At 42.5% G+C, this 14,179-nt stretch carries 13 protein-coding genes; 9 read left to right on the forward strand and 4 right to left on the reverse strand.

What is annotated here, in order from left to right:
• Positions 1–2,055: tRNA(Met) cytidine acetyltransferase TmcA (locus VEZ01S_RS12815; RefSeq protein WP_040890901.1), on the reverse strand; the 2,055-nt coding region annotated here is incomplete at its 3' end.
• Between the two features lie 209 nt (positions 2,056–2,264).
• On the opposite strand from VEZ01S_RS12815, the gene VEZ01S_RS16990 reads away from it, so the two are divergent.
• Complete coding sequence (locus tag VEZ01S_RS16990; RefSeq protein ID WP_021714471.1) at positions 2,265–2,996, forward strand: mechanosensitive ion channel family protein; 732 nt, start codon at positions 2,265–2,267, stop codon at positions 2,994–2,996.
• Positions 2,930–3,550: a mechanosensitive ion channel domain-containing protein gene (locus tag VEZ01S_RS16995; RefSeq protein ID WP_021714472.1), complete on the forward strand. Its 621-nt coding sequence runs from the start codon at positions 2,930–2,932 to the stop codon at positions 3,548–3,550. Before VEZ01S_RS16990 ends, VEZ01S_RS16995 begins: the two co-directional genes overlap by 67 nt.
• A 69-nt stretch (positions 3,551–3,619) precedes the next feature.
• Here the strand turns inward: VEZ01S_RS16995 and VEZ01S_RS12825 are convergent, their stop codons facing one another.
• Entirely contained in the window at positions 3,620–4,594 is a 975-nt protein-coding gene (locus tag VEZ01S_RS12825) for a ParB/RepB/Spo0J family partition protein (RefSeq protein ID WP_021714473.1), read from the reverse strand.
• A gap of 3 nt (positions 4,595–4,597) precedes the next feature.
• Positions 4,598–5,818, reverse strand: a complete 1,221-nt coding sequence (locus VEZ01S_RS12830) for an AAA family ATPase (protein WP_021714474.1) — start codon at positions 5,816–5,818, stop codon at positions 4,598–4,600.
• Positions 5,819–7,235: 1,417 nt separating this feature from the next.
• Between VEZ01S_RS12830 and VEZ01S_RS12835 the strand changes: the two genes are divergently transcribed.
• Positions 7,236–9,212, forward strand: coding sequence for a replication initiator protein RctB domain-containing protein (locus tag VEZ01S_RS12835; protein WP_021714475.1), 1,977 nt, complete (start codon positions 7,236–7,238; stop codon positions 9,210–9,212).
• Positions 9,213–9,247: 35 nt separating this feature from the next.
• On the opposite strand, the gene VEZ01S_RS12840 is transcribed toward VEZ01S_RS12835, so the two are convergent.
• Positions 9,248–9,736, reverse strand: coding sequence for a hypothetical protein (locus VEZ01S_RS12840; protein ID WP_021714476.1), 489 nt, complete (start codon positions 9,734–9,736; stop codon positions 9,248–9,250).
• 266 nt (positions 9,737–10,002) lie between these two features.
• On the opposite strand from VEZ01S_RS12840, the gene VEZ01S_RS12845 reads away from it, so the two are divergent.
• The 6 genes from VEZ01S_RS12845 (at position 10,003) to VEZ01S_RS12870 (ending at position 14,161) form a co-directional block, all read left to right on the forward strand.
• A complete protein-coding gene (locus VEZ01S_RS12845; RefSeq protein WP_021714477.1) occupies positions 10,003–10,200 on the forward strand; it encodes a PA3496 family putative envelope integrity protein in 198 nt (65 codons plus the stop codon).
• 333 nt (positions 10,201–10,533) lie between these two features.
• Positions 10,534–10,758: a DUF3283 family protein gene (locus VEZ01S_RS12850; RefSeq protein ID WP_021714478.1), complete on the forward strand. Its 225-nt coding sequence runs from the start codon at positions 10,534–10,536 to the stop codon at positions 10,756–10,758.
• Positions 10,759–10,873: 115 nt separating this feature from the next.
• The gene (locus tag VEZ01S_RS12855) at positions 10,874–11,590 is read left to right on the forward strand and encodes a YebC/PmpR family DNA-binding transcriptional regulator (RefSeq protein ID WP_021714479.1); all 717 of its coding nucleotides are present in this window, start codon (positions 10,874–10,876) and stop codon (positions 11,588–11,590) included.
• Between the two features lie 162 nt (positions 11,591–11,752).
• Complete coding sequence (locus tag VEZ01S_RS12860) at positions 11,753–12,628, forward strand: NAD(P)-dependent oxidoreductase (protein ID WP_021714480.1); 876 nt, start codon at positions 11,753–11,755, stop codon at positions 12,626–12,628.
• A gap of 110 nt (positions 12,629–12,738) precedes the next feature.
• The gene (locus VEZ01S_RS12865; RefSeq protein WP_021714481.1) at positions 12,739–13,095 is read left to right on the forward strand and encodes a YibL family ribosome-associated protein; all 357 of its coding nucleotides are present in this window, start codon (positions 12,739–12,741) and stop codon (positions 13,093–13,095) included.
• Between the two features lie 100 nt (positions 13,096–13,195).
• Positions 13,196–14,161, forward strand: coding sequence for a M23 family metallopeptidase (locus tag VEZ01S_RS12870; RefSeq protein WP_021714482.1), 966 nt, complete (start codon positions 13,196–13,198; stop codon positions 14,159–14,161).
• The last annotated feature ends 18 nt before the right edge of the window (positions 14,162–14,179 follow it).

The raw sequence follows: 14,179 nt of genomic DNA on the forward strand, positions 1-14,179 counted from the left end.
CAGAGCTTGAGCAATAGCGTCACGATACTGAGTTTCTGCTTGTTTGCGACCGGTAAATCCATACTTCTTACACAAAGCTTCCCAGCTAAGTTTCTTAATGACTAAATCCGTGATAATTAAAAGAGCATGACGGTCACTAGACCGAATGCGGTTCGAAGTCATTTTCCCCAGCAGTGCGCCTTGCACTATGACTCGGGTTGCTTCAAAACTCGCGCCGCCTTGTGCATAGTTCGTTAGCAATTGACGATGGCGCTCATTCAAATCGGCACGACTCTCTAGGGCGTTTGATAATAGGTCCACAAGTGTCTCGGAGGGCAGATTTAAGTGAATATCAGAGGCTGTATCTACCAAGTTCATCACTAGCTGAGATTGCGCCTCTGGGGACCACGCTAACGCCGAGTTTAAAGGTTTAACCATAGTGACAGAGAAGCAACCACTGGCTTGATCTTGTTTGCTCCCCAAACGAACCGCGTCAAAGTCGTTACGATGCCAAAAGTTAAATAGCTCTTTGGTGACACCAAAACTGGTCGATAGGTAGGCCGGCGTATCGGTTTGTAGCAAGTCCAACCGAGATGAGAGTTGCGACAGCATCCAACTCCCAAGCCCTTTGCTTTGCAGTTGCGGATGAACTGCAATTCGCATAACTCTAAGGCTGAGCTGCAACGCAGGTTGATTGTCACCTAATTGGCTCACCATAGATATTGGAACTAAATGCCCAGGTGGTCTTCGTTTTCCAAGCTGAATATCTTGCAATTGTAAGTCGTTTAATCCGCCTTCAATATAGCCAAGCATTACACCGGCTACGCGCCCTTCTAACAACACTTGATATAAGCGCACATTGTTATCGTCAAGGAGCTGAAATACGTCGTTAGGTGTGGTCTGGTAATGGGCATTCACTAATAAACCAAACGCTTTTCGTAGTGACAAAATACAGTCATCAGAGTCTGTAATTGCCACAAGGGAGAGCTGCGCATTGGCATAATCACAAGACACTAAAGGTTCAATCTCCGCATCAAGTAAAAACGTATCAAATAACCATGCTTCCACTGGATCGCCAAGGTTCCAGCGGATCGGTTGAGTCAATTTGACAGACTTCCACCCCGGTCGGTGCTGATTAAGCCACGCGGCAAACTTAATGGAAAAGCCTCTACCACACCCTTCATAACCGTGTACTGTGGTCGCAAAGCAAGTTCGATGAAAACGCTCAACAATAGACTCAAGCAATGGCAAAGGAATAGCGGCAGCTTCGTCAACCAGTAATAAATCGCAAGCAACAGGCTCTCTGAGCAGTTCGTCAGGAGCAATAAAGCGTAATGTGCCACCACTGTCAGACGTCAATGTATGACCTTTTAGTGAACTTAATTCGAGTTCTTTACTGGCATGTTCAAACAAGGTTTTCACAGCTTGCGTGCTTGGTGCGGTAACCAGCACCGTTTTATTTGACTGTTGAATAATCTGTGCGGCGGCAATTCCTAACGCAGCCGATTTTCCCCGACCTCGGTCTGCGGTTATCACCAATGGTCTTTTGCGATGGCCCGTCACGACTCTATGTATTGCTTCAATCGCCCGTTTTTGCTGTACAAAGCGGTCGCTGTTGTCGTGACTGTGACTTATTTGCTCTAGGTTTGACAGAGCCTTTGCTGGAGCAGACTCGTCTAACATTAAAAACCCCTCACAAGCACGCTCAATCCAGCCTTGTGAGTAACTCAAGGCATGAGTGCAAGGAAGAACAATCAATAAACTGCCCCCTTTTAGGGTTCCGGTTACTGCGGTAAAACCATTCGCATCAAAGGTACTATTGAGATCAGCCACGATAAGATCGCTTTCTTGACCTAGTTTCTGGCGAGCCTGCTTAAACGTCACCGTCTGTGCATAACTCAGTGATCTGTCGCCAACGACAAATGCTCGCTCAAACGAGTGTAACTCCCCCAACTGTTCGAGCACTTGCTGCTGCCATTGCACCGTACCTTTTAATACAACACCCAATCGATGTGACCTATGTTGAGCTTGACGCTGCAACGCTAACAACTGTTGGGCATGGTTTAAATATGGCAAAGCAATCACCTAAGTTAATGAGTCGAGTATTGGCATAGAATAGCAGAATAGCGATAGGAATTAATGCTAAGAAACGGTTCGGAAAATGCAATCAGTGCTCAAGTAAACTTGCAATATCACAACAAAATCAAACCTGATGCGATGTTCCTTTACTCTAAGTAAATGAAAGGCTTAGTATATGAATAAGATAAAACATGGAGGTTTATCGAATGGAACAACAAACTGCACCCGCTACTTGGGTATCGGAGCACTTAGGGCATCTACTGATTGATTTCTTAGCGCTATTCGGCGTAACGTTTAATCGCAATGATGTTTTGGCCGATCTCTTACTCATACTCATCAGCCTTGGGTTTTCTGCGTTTACCTATTTAGTGGTTCGTCAGTTCTCCCGCAAATTTGTGCGCAAAAGTACCGCCAGTTACGACGAAAAAATAAAGCGAGTCATTGAACTAAAACACTTTCCGGAAAAGATTTCGTTTATTTTACCTTACTACTTGGTCATGTCTGCGGTTGAATTGATCATTCCTAAAGTGACGATTTTGGGCCAAACCATTAATGCTTTTTTGGAAATAGGCGCCGCGATTATTGTTTTAAGAGCGCTATTTGCCACTTTTGATATCGCATTAGTGATCCTCGCTAGCAAATCCTTCGGTAATAGATTACCACTGCATGGCATAGTGCAATTTTTCAAACTGGCCTTTGTCGCATTAGCAGTGCTACTTACGATTTCACATATCCTTGATAGAACTCCAATCTACCTGATCTCAGGGGTGAGTGTCATGGCGGGAATGATAGCGTTTGTCATGAAGGACACCATCATGGGGTTTATCGCCGGTATTCAACTGGCGGCCAATAAAATGATTTCAACAGGAGAATGGATTCAACAGGAGAATGGATTCAACTGGACAATCACAATGTGGATGGCACCGTTCAAGAAGTAACATTAACCACCGTCAAAGTGAAAAACTGGGACAACACCATTGCGATGATACCGTCACAAACCCTTGTCACTGAGCCTTTTATTAACTGGTATGGTGTAGAAGAAACGGGCGCAAGACGAATTAAACGCGCCCTGTTTATCGATACGGAAAGTATTCAGTTTTTAGATGCGAAGACGCTGCAACAAATGCAACGATTTAGACTGCTTAAACCCCATATTCAACGTAAGCAAAAAGAGATAGAAGAATACAATCGCACCCTTCCACAAGATGCCGATCCCATAAATTTTCGACGCCTGACGAATCTTGGCTGTTTTCGTGAGTATGTCGCGAGCTATCTTGCTACTCACCCTGCGGTCATTAAAGATTTGACCATTGTTGTAAGGCAATTAGAAAGCAACCGCTTTGGATTGCCAATTGAGGTTTATTGCTACGTCAACAAAACCAGTATTAAGGATTACGAAAGAGCACAGGCGGATTTATTTGACCACATCTATTCCATTTTAAAAGAATTTGACCTCAAAACAGTCAAACCCTACGCCTCAATGAACAAATAAAAAAAGTGGGTATCAATTTCTTGATACCCACTTTTCTCTATTATATCGGCCTTTATAGCGACGTTATATTTACTTCAATTTAGCTTCGATAAACTGAATGATCTCTTGAGCCAAGCTATCGTCTACTTTTTTCAAATTCAAAGCTAACGATTGACCTTTACGAACGTAAGTCGCCTTACCTTTTACCAGTTCAACCGGCTTTTTCACTTCATTGTGAGTGCTTTCGTTAACTTCGGCAATCCAGCCTTCGAGCAACAACGACACTTGTTTCGTAATTTTAGCTTCACTAATGCCACTGAAACGTTGCCAAACGTAAGCACCACCTTGCTGACACTTATCTAAAATCCCTTGCTGTGCCGCCTCCTCAAGCTCGTTGAACTGCTTGTGCAGCTTAACAATAGTAGGACGCCCAAGCTCGGTTACGTTTGGATACGCTTGCAATAAAGGCAAAGGTAATGATGCCGCCTTTAGCGCACCACTGACGAGGGCTTCACTGCATTTAAATAGAGCGGCTAGCCCTTTTTGATCACTCACTTCACCTGAATCTAACTTAGCTTGCATCTCGCGGCCACGCTCATACAGAGAAAGTGGCTTGTGCGCATTAGCGACGTCAGACAAAAACTTAGCATGCTCACTGTTAATGTCTTCAGCAACGTAGATGAGAAAGTCTTTCTCCGCCAAAATACACGACTTTCTACGACGACTACCATCAAGAACTTCAATCTGGCCTTGGCTATTCTTTCTGCCGACCGCAGGATATTGCTGACCGCGATCTTTGAGAGTATCCAGAATATCGGACAACGCATGCTCATTAAGAAACGTTTGTTCACGAGCATTGTCAGAAAAGACCACGGTCTGCTCTTCAATCTTCGCGGCAGGAATACGTTGTAACTGGAAGGACACCATATCCTGCCCTGCTACCGCAAGCTCAATCACTTGCGCGTTTTCTTTGGCCGCGGTTTGCGCTTCTGTAGGCGTCGTTGCCCTACGTTTGTTCGCCTTACCAAATAATTTAGCGTTCAAGTCGGATGTTTTTATCGCCATACCTTAATCCTCCTGATTTAATGACGCCCAGTGGCTGTGAAGCACACGTTCTAATTCTAATGCGCTTTTTTGAACCGCATCTTGCGCAACTGCGAGCGTCTTTTTGCCCCCTTCAAAATCACCAGGGGTTAAGTCAAACACAGTGCTGTATGTATCGGCACAAGTTTCAAATGCACGACTTCTTGGAATGGTCGCCATCATCACTTGATCTTGTAACAGGTAGTTCATTTCAGTCAGAACCGATACCTGCTTTTTATTGTCGTCTTCAAACATGGTTGGCACCATACGAACAAACTCTAATCCATGCCAGTCCTCAGGGAACATCTCGTATACCGTCGGCAAATGCTGGAAGAAGTTAACCGTTGAAGCCCAGTCCAATCGCTTAGCGGCGCACGGAATCAATAACGCATTTGAGGCGTACATGGCATTCCAAACCAGTGGATCTACGTGTGGGCCGGTATCAATCATGATTACGTCAAAGTCATCAGCAATTTTATCGATAAGCTTTTCTTTAAGTAGCTTAACAATATCAAGAGATTGATCTTGAGACAGTGATTGCCACGCTTCAGCATTAAACATCGCATCTTCAGGAAAAGCTGAAATGGTTTTCAGGTTTGGATACTGCGTTGGAAGCAGTACATTCTTACGCAGAAAATCTAAATCTACATCGGTATCTTCCGGAACATTATCCAGCATAATATCAACCGCTGAATAGATATTATCGTGCTCGCTAATACTGATCTGTGGATTTAAAAACAGTCGTAATGACCCTTGTGGATCCAAGTCAATAAGACAAATGCGGTAACGCTTATCTAAATTCAGTGCCAAACAAGCCGCTAGATGAACCGCCGTCATCGACTTACCTGTACCACCCTTTTGGTTTTGTACATTGACAACCCAAGGCTTATTGTTTTGATTTCGCTTACGCTCATGAAACATTTCAACGCCGGCAGACTCCATCAAATGATGAGCCTCTTCTAAAGAAATAGAGTAATGATTGGCGTTGTTTTTTGTAAATTGATGCCCTTTGGCTTCCATTTTGCTGATAGCGTCGTCTAGCTTTCTGCGAGTCAAGCCAGAGCGAGTTTCCATCAATGCTTTAGACATTGCAGGGAAGTGCTCATCGTTTCGCTCTTCCAATACAATTTCAATACGATCAGCTTGAACCTGTTTTGTTTGTTCTGCTAATTGATAAAGATTATCTATCGTTGATTCTCTTTTCATCATTCTTCCCATAAATGTATGACTAAGTTAATTGTACAGCTAATACAAGATAATTCAATTAAGTGCTGAACATTTATTAATGGGCTAAATCACATAAATAACCTGTATTATGCTTATAGTGACGTTCGTTTTAAACCAATAAGTACTCAGAAAAAGACACAGATTTCAAAAGTTACAGGAGTCACTTATTTACAATGTAAACAGACAGAAAAGCGTAATATAGGGTGGGGAAGGGTAACTAGAGATAAAAAATCCAGTTTTTGGCGTAACAAACGGAACGATGATAAAAGCTGTACGAATTACGGTCATTTGTAATCCAATAAAAATAAAGCAATGATTATTGAGCCATAAGTCGAACTGTCTGTGTTTTGTAAAATGATCCAGCAACAGCGCCATTCATGAGCAATGTACAGTACATTCGCTAATAGCAGCGCGAATAAATGACTTTCAGCGGAAACAACGGAACAATGATCAAGAAAAGACCTTGATCATTCTTCCAAAGCAAAAATAAAGATAACGCCACATAATTCAATAAATAAGAAACGATGATCAAGGCAATAGGTGGAGAGAATATCGATTCCATATGATCAAGGTTTACATCCCCTCAACAGGATCTTTTTCGGATCGATGATCAAGTGTAGTTTCAACACGGAAGCATGTAAATTACTCGCTAGATTACGGGAAACATCAAGCAGAATGGGCATTTACGGAAAATAGCGAATAAAATGAGCTCTATTCATTTATCAATACATCGTCAAAGCAAGAAAAACCCATTCACTTGATCATGCTTCCACCTATTTGTTGAAAATAAAATTGAAATTGGGTGTAGCGGCAGAGCTCAACGAGGCCGGCCCGCATTCAATAGACAATGAGTGAAAACAAATTGGCGTGGATAAAATTAAGCAGAACAGCAGATCAATGCTAGTCTTGATCATGCTTCCAAAGCTTAAAGCGTTTAAAAATCAGCATATTGAAGGTTTGTGACAACTGAAAATAAAGCATGATCAACATGCGACACCTTACAACGACTGATTTGTGCAATAAACATACTAACCTGCTGTGGATAAGTTGTTTACTCTCAATGATCATGCTTTCAATACTAACTTGATCATTGTTCGTTCATTATGTTGATCACACTTCCGAAAATCACTGATCATGTTTACGACTTCCATATGATCATTGTTTCGAAATAACGTTGATCATCGTTCCGTAAGCCCTTAAAAATAAAGCCAATAAACTCAACAACTTACTAGCAAAATAATTGCCGGATCATTAGATCACATAATCAATAAGATCAGTTTTAAACATAAAGATCAGTTTTAAAAAACCTTTATAATTTTTCTTTCTTTTTAGAAGAATTTTTCTTAAGCTATACGGAACAATGATTAAGTTACGATTAAATGTAGACGGATAATAAATGACCAAAGACAGTAAGATCTTAATTAAACCGCCAAGAAGTCATAAAGATGGCCATTTATTTGAAGTCAATGATGCCGCAATCGAATGGATCGAGCAGTATCAACATTTTAAAGGTGTTACCAAAAGCATCATTGAATTACTGAATTTAATCTCACTGCGCGGAATGAGTAGCAAAGATGGTTTGGTTTCCACCACAGAATTAATTGACGCGACAGATGGTCAAATTACTCGAGCAGCCATTCAACAGCGCCTACGTGCAGCAGTAAACATAGGTTTATTTGGGCAAACCCCCGTTCGTTTTGAAACAGGGTTAGCAGGAAAAACCATGCTGCATAAGTTTGTGAATCCATCACTACTTATCACTACGCTTGGCACTGGAAGCTTACAAACCGAAACCAGTAAGAAAACCGCTAAGAAAAAGAAAACTCAAGCACTTGCACAAACTCACGTAAATAAACAACTGCTTAGTGAGCATGGATTAAATAATCCACCAGCAATGCTAGACGAAGCTGATCAATTTGTGGTTTCCCCAACAAACTGGGCAGGTATTATTGATCAAGCGTTAGCGCCACCAAGAACTCGTAAAAATTATCAGAAATCGATGGTTTCAATCTCGGGAACACGCGCGGTGATTGAAACTCGATCTTCAAAACATATTATGACAGTGGATGATCTCATGACATTGTTTGCTCTGTTTACCTTAACAGTGCAATACCACGATCATCATCAAGATAATTATCATATCAACGCTCAAATAGCGCCTAACAAAACCCCATTGTACATCACTGATATTTTGTCTCTTAGAGGCAAAAAAGACAGTGGCCCCGCACGTGACTCTATCCGTGACAGCATAGACAGAATCGAATACACGGATTTCCAATTGCATGAGCTTACGGGGCAATGGTTGAGTGAGAACATGCCAGAAGGCTTTAAAAGTGATCGTTTTCGTTTCCTAGCCCGAACCATTACCGCCTCGGAAGAAGCGCCAACTGAGAACGAAGCCGGCGAGATTAAAATCAAACCTAATCTCTATATTTTGGTGTGGGAACCGTCGTTTTATGAAGAACTGCTCACCCGTGATTATTTCTTCTTATTCCCACCAGAAATTTTACGTCAGCATACGTTGGTGTTCCAACTGTATTCGTATTTCAGAAGCAGAATGTCACGTCGCACCAATGACAGTATGCTATTGAGTGAGCTGAACCAGAAACTGGCCCGAAACATTGAATGGCGTCGTTTCTCAATGGATTTACTGCGAGAACTGAAAAAGTTGTCTAACGGTAAAGGCAATGATGAGCTGTTTGTCGTGAACTTGTGGGGCTATCATCTCACGCTAACGATGCTAGAAACGAAAGGTAAAGTGAAAGATTACCAGGTGGATATCAAGTGTAATGCGGAAGAGGTGATTCGTTATGCTCGAGCGAGAACCACCAATGCAGGTAAACGCAATATGGCACCGACATTGCCAAACCCATTGCGCCACGAAATGGTTTCTAAGAAAAAACTCGACGAATTGGCCGAAATTATTGATGGTGAGTTTGAACCGATCCAACGTAAGAAAAGCTCTCCACGAGGGCATTTAGGTCGTCGCGTTAAATTGCGTAAACATTTGGTGGAGATCAATGCTGAAGAGATCACTATTAGCTTAACTAAATATACATCACCAGAAGCGCTAGAACGCAGTATAACCGCATTATCTGCAATGACCGGACATTCACCGACTTCGATTAGAGAAGAGTGTCAGGAGCTGTTAGAGAAGCTAGACTGGTTGAGAGTCGAAGACAAAGTTGTAAGCTACGAAGCTCTGAGCCGCACTATAGAGTTGTACAACCAAGATTCAGAAGGGGTACATTTGTCCATCGAACGCTTGATCTTAGGTTTAGCCGTACGACGTAAAGTGTGTCGTCAGATCTTTGAAGGTCATTACGATGAAACGGTAATGCGGGTACTGCGAGAGATCGCCTCAGGCTCTTGATCATGCTTCCGTATAGATCTGAGTTGATCTAAGATCTATACGGAATTTTTTAAGGGTCTTGAAGGCTTTAGTGCCGGGATCGGCGCTTCATTGAATGGGTAATGCGTTAAAAATTTGATGTGCGTTTCTATTTGATTTTGTAGCTCAACCTTCCATCTGTCCCCGTGCTGCTTTTTACAAAATTCAACGATCAACACCATGATCTGCTCTAGTTTTCGGCAACAGCAACATCGAATATTCTGATCGACTTCCGCGCGGCATACCACTGACTCTAGACGTGCTTGTGCAAGACATAAGTATGAATACGCGCCAGAGACGTTCCCTTGTTGCTGATAATGTTGATAAATTCGACTACAGCCGTCCAACCAATATCCTAACCCTTGGCTTTGCTCAATCGTTAACTCCGGCCCCCATAGCTCTGATGGAGGATTATTAATCAGTTGCGCAAGAGCATCTACTTGATCATGCTTTCGGGCTTTGTGCCAATGTGAGACTTGCTGTTGCCATCGATCCAGTTGATTCACGAAAACGATCCTTTCCTATTCGATTCCCAATAAGTGTAATTCAAAACTGTTTAAAATGTAGTCAAACATAGTCTATGCTCATAAAACAAAAATACCCCTGATAACTGCATCACATTTTAGTTCTAAAGCACTTAACACAAAGGGGTTAGATTGATATCTATATCGAGGTCAGAAGAACAGTGCTAATGAGATAAATAGCGCGTGATTCTGTTACGTAGAAGTAGGGAAGAATCCCTATAAATTATTGTTATTCTAGGAGCAAAGCGATGTCTATTAATTCTATCAGCCGAGAAGAGATGCAAGATCTCGCGGGTTCGTGGGATGAATTGAACACCACCCCCGCAACGACTTCGAATAAACAGTTAAAATCTGCAGAGGCAAGACGCCGAATAGAACAAATGCGTGAAATCAGGGAAAGTGGATTAACACTGGAAGAAGCTCGAGAGTTGGGGCTGTTGCATTAATTTACCCGTCACTAAATTTGTATTGAGTTGAGCTGCATAAACTTAATCGATAGTGGCGTTATAACCGTCTGTCATTGATGACGCAACATCAATAACGGTCTTGAAATGCATACACTAATTTAATTGAGTGTATGCATTTTTGTTTCTACCTAACCCAAACTTTAATGCTCGGTCAGTTGTGTTTGTCTATGGCTGTTTGTTCGTCAAATAAACGTTTTTCCACTTCAGCTTTTGGCCGTAAATTTAGCCACTTTACAGTGTAAATTTTCTCGTTTTTTCATCCTCTGAAAATGTGTTATATTACGCAACACGAATTCGTATAAAAAACCTCACATGTCGATAAATCTTTCTAAACTTCCTGCTGAAGACAAATACCGCGTTGAGTTAGACAAACAAGCATCTTATTTGGTGTGGAAAGTCAAAAACTCGCAGGGTACTGAACTCGATATTTCAGAGCAACGCAGCAAGCTTAAAAGCGAACAACACGTGCTTTGGTTTGATGAGTCTGTTGCGAAATATCGACAGATGATGAATTTAAAGCCAATCACGGCAGTTTAACCCGCTAGAATGAGCAGTTAATTGCTACGATTGGTTAAGGTAGTTTTTTGGATTACCAGCTGCGTGCTGGTGACTGTGACTTTTTCTGAGACATAGAATTAGAGAGTAGATCCCGATGGGAAGAAGTTTTGAAGTGCGCAAGGCCTCAATGGCTAAAACAGCTGGCGCAAAAATTAAAGTATATTCTAAGTACGGTAAAGAAATTTACATGTGTGCTAAGAACGGTGGTGCAGATCCAGATATGAACCTGTCGCTAAAGCATTTGATTGCTAAAGCGAAAAAAGACCAAGTTCCTGCGCACGTTATCGACAAAGCTATTGATAAAGCAAATGGCGGTGGTGGTGAAGACTACCAACCAGCACGTTACGAAGGCTTTGGCCCAGGTGGCACAAGCGTTATCGTTGACTGTCTAACCGATAACGGCAACCGTACTTTCCAAGACGTTCGCCAATGTTTTGTTAAAGTAGGCGCTAAAATCGGTGTTGAAGGTTCTGTTTCACACATGTTTGATCACCAAGCGGTATTCCAGTTTAAAGGTGAAGACGACGAAGTGATTCTAGAAGCTCTTATGATGGAAGACGTTGACGTAACTGACGTTGAGCTAGAAGACGGTGTGATCACTGTATTCGCTCCGCATACTGAGTTCTTCAAGACTAAAACAGCATTAAACGCTGCTTTCCCAGATCTGACTATGGATGTGGAAGAGATCACTTTCGTACCTCAAACTCAAACCCCAATCGCGGGTGAAGACGCAGAGAAATTCCAGAAGTTCCAAGATCTTCTTGATGACTGTGATGACGTACAACAGGTTTACCACAACGCTGAACTGTAATAGTTCAAGTTTAAGTAAATCGTCTTTGATCTAATGTAATGGGATCGGAGACTGCGAATTGTAGAGCAAGCTATTGGCTTGCTCTTTTTTTTTGCATCAATTTTATTGATACGCGTGGTACCCTGAATAGAAGCACACTATCGCGACAAGCAGGAGCAAATTATGAGAGTCAGTTTTCTAGGTTTAGGGGTAATGGGATACCCAATGGCAGGTCATTTAGCAAAAGCCGGTTTTGATGTGCGCGTTTATAACCGCACCACCAGCAAAGCTCAGCAATGGGCTGCTGACTATACAGGACAAGCATTTGCGACTGTTGCTGAGTGTGTTGCTGGCGCGGATGTTGTTTTGGTCTGTGTCGGCAATGATGACGATGTACGCAGTGTGACTACCTCAGAAACTGGTGCATTAGCTCACATGAAAGCTGACGCCATTTTAGTGGACCATACCACCACTTCTGCCAACCTTGCCGAAGAGTTATTAGAGGCTTGCACTAAAGCACAATTAAGATTTATGGACGCTCCTGTGTCTGGCGGTCAAGCAGGCGCAGAAAATGGCGTTCTGACTGTGATGTGTGGTGGCGAAGCATCAGACTTTGCTGCGATGCAGCCCGTGTTTGAGGCGTACGCGAAATCATCGGTATTGATGGGTAAAGCAGGTCAAGGTCAGCGCGCTAAAATGGTTAATCAGATCTGCATCGCAGGCGCGTTAACTGGGTTATCTGAGGGCTTACTGCTGGCTGAGAAATCGGGTTTGGATGTGCAAACGCTGGTGGATTGCCTGAAAAATGGCGCGGCAGGGTCATGGCAGATGGAAAATCGTGCGCAAACCATGGCACAGGATAAGTTTGATTTTGGATTTGCTATCGACTGGATGATCAAAGACCTTGGTTTTTGTTTAGAAGAGGCAAAGCAACATAACTTAACTCTACCTCTTACACAGGCGAGCACTGATGCCTACAAAGCGCTATCTGAAGAGGGGTTAGGGCGCATGGATACCTCTGTTTTACTTAAAGCGATTCGCAAGCAAGCTGAATCTTAAGCATTGATTGAGTAATCAATTTGTCGTTTTATCGGCAAACACTATATACTTCAGCTATTCCATTTAACGTGCCGTCTTATGACGGCACGTTTTTTTACTAGGAGCGGCAAATGTCTGCAAAAAAAGAAATCCAAAATCTGAACAACCGAATTGATAAATACAAACACAAACTTGCCGCGGCGATTGAAAGACGCGATCAATCTATCATTCATCAATTTGAAAGAGAGATGGCAAAACTTGAAAAACAAGTGGCTCAACTGAAACATAAAGAGAGCTACGATCTAAACAAAGAACGTAAAGAGCTTTCTGATAAACCATTTTCTCGCCCAATTACTAAGCAAGAGCAAGCCGATATGGGTCAACTTAAACGCCGCGTAAAAGGGTTAGTTGTCGTGCATCCTTTAACGAAACTAGGCAAAGCGTTACGTGTTGACGAAGTGACAGGTTTTGCTGATAAAGAGTTTTAAGATCCGCTAACCTATCAAAAATGAGATTTAAACTTGCTGATTTCGATGGTTCAAGTAAAATATGCGTCCGGTTAAAAAATAATCAGATAGCAAGGTATCAATGAAAGAGCATGTGATAGTCACCGTTTCCACCGTGGACGGTACGCGTCATTTCCAGTTAGGAAAAATATTACAGCGTTGTCTTAAAACCTTCGGTTATTTCATGGTTGCAGCAATTATTGCTGCCTGTGTGTCTATTTATTATCTCAATAATGAAGTGGATTTTGCGGTTTCGAAACAAACAGAGTTGCAAAACCGCTCATTAAAACTCAGTGAAGAAGTTGAGCAGCTACAAAATCTAAAACTTGAGCTTGAAAGTGATCTTGGTGCCCGTGAAGAGCGATTGCAGCAAGTATCCGATAGGTTAGGGGACTTAGAGGTTGTACTTGGCGTATCTGATAAAGACGGTGAGCTTGAAAGCCGTTTAGATGCTGCTGCTGTGACTTCATCCGTTCGTTTAAATATGCTCAATAATATCCCCAATGGTTCGCCGGTTGGGGATGTCAGAGTGTCTTCGCACTATGGCTATCGTATTCACCCCAAAACAGGTAAAAAGACGCTGCATCGCGGCATTGATTACGCTGTGAATACTGGGGCTCCTGTGTATGCCTCCGCAGATGGTGTTGTTGAAGTGGTTAGGCCAAGTAATGTTGGATCGGGTAACTTCTTAAAACTGCAACATTCGTATGGGTTTTCTAGCTCATACTCTCACTTGCAAAAGTTTAAAGTGAAAGCGGGTGATTTTGTGGAAAAAGGCCAATTAATTGCTTATTCAGGCAATACTGGGTTTTCAACGGGTCCGCACCTTCACTATGAGATTCGTTTTGTGGGACGCGCCCTTGATCCACTGGCATTTCATGAATGGAGCTCAGACAACTTTGAGTCGCTTTTTGAAAAAGAACGCGGTATTCGCTGGGATACTTTAGTGGCTAAGATAGAAAGCCGAGCGAGCAGTCAGCTTAAGCTTTCTGCAAACAAATCCTATAACACTCGCTCTGAAACCTCAGAAGCCACTATTGAGCAGTAAGCAACTAGGATAAAACGT

Source organism: Vibrio ezurae NBRC 102218 (genome assembly GCF_000467185.1).
Lineage (GTDB): Bacteria > Pseudomonadota > Gammaproteobacteria > Enterobacterales > Vibrionaceae > Vibrio > Vibrio ezurae.

Coding starts and splice junctions, on each gene's coding strand:
- VEZ01S_RS12855 (WP_021714479.1), top strand. CDS start 10,874: ATGGGAAGAAGTTTTGAAGTGCGCAAGGCCTCAATGGCTAAAACAGCT.
- VEZ01S_RS12835 (WP_021714475.1), top strand. CDS start 7,236: ATGACCAAAGACAGTAAGATCTTAATTAAACCGCCAAGAAGTCATAAA.
- VEZ01S_RS12865 (WP_021714481.1), top strand. CDS start 12,739: ATGTCTGCAAAAAAAGAAATCCAAAATCTGAACAACCGAATTGATAAA.
- VEZ01S_RS12850 (WP_021714478.1), top strand. CDS start 10,534: ATGTCGATAAATCTTTCTAAACTTCCTGCTGAAGACAAATACCGCGTT.
- VEZ01S_RS12860 (WP_021714480.1), top strand. CDS start 11,753: ATGAGAGTCAGTTTTCTAGGTTTAGGGGTAATGGGATACCCAATGGCA.
- VEZ01S_RS12870 (WP_021714482.1), top strand. CDS start 13,196: ATGAAAGAGCATGTGATAGTCACCGTTTCCACCGTGGACGGTACGCGT.
- VEZ01S_RS12825 (WP_021714473.1), bottom strand. CDS start 4,594: ATGGCGATAAAAACATCCGACTTGAACGCTAAATTATTTGGTAAGGCG.
- VEZ01S_RS16990 (WP_021714471.1), top strand. CDS start 2,265: ATGGAACAACAAACTGCACCCGCTACTTGGGTATCGGAGCACTTAGGG.
- VEZ01S_RS12830 (WP_021714474.1), bottom strand. CDS start 5,818: ATGAAAAGAGAATCAACGATAGATAATCTTTATCAATTAGCAGAACAA.
- VEZ01S_RS12845 (WP_021714477.1), top strand. CDS start 10,003: ATGTCTATTAATTCTATCAGCCGAGAAGAGATGCAAGATCTCGCGGGT.
- VEZ01S_RS16995 (WP_021714472.1), top strand. CDS start 2,930: ATGGATTCAACAGGAGAATGGATTCAACTGGACAATCACAATGTGGAT.